At 39.9% G+C, this 328-nt stretch carries 1 protein-coding gene; it reads left to right on the top strand.

Annotated features, from left to right (window positions below; translation table 11 throughout):
- The coding region (locus tag ACFINS_RS10525; protein WP_375706239.1) for a PDZ domain-containing protein at positions 1-328 on the top strand (328 nt) is incomplete at both ends.

Raw genomic sequence — 328 nt, 5'->3', positions numbered from 1 at the left:
GAAGGATTGCATGGAACATCTTCTCAATCACTTCCGATTGTTGACGGTTCATTTGGTAGTGCGCATGCTTGGAAAAAAGCAGCGACTGTTTTTGCTGGTCCCTTGTTCAACGTTCTTTTTACCGTTGTTATTTTAACGTTTTTTTTCTTTACATATGGTCGTGTAGCCATTGAACCAGTTGTTGGTTCTTTCGTAAAAGATTCTCCTGCTGTTCAGGCCGGTTTGCAATTAGGCGACCGTTTTATTGAGATGGATGGTCAACAGGTTGAAAGTTTTGAAGATTTGATGAACTATGTGACGTTTCATGGTGGAGATCCTATAGAATTTA

Origin of the sequence: Bartonella sp. AA2SXKL, assembly GCF_042197205.1 — a bacterium.
In the GTDB taxonomy this organism is placed as follows: domain Bacteria; phylum Pseudomonadota; class Alphaproteobacteria; order Rhizobiales; family Rhizobiaceae; genus Bartonella.
The sequence above is the reverse complement of the archived record's forward strand: the minus strand, read 5'-3'. Positions and strand labels throughout refer to the sequence as shown.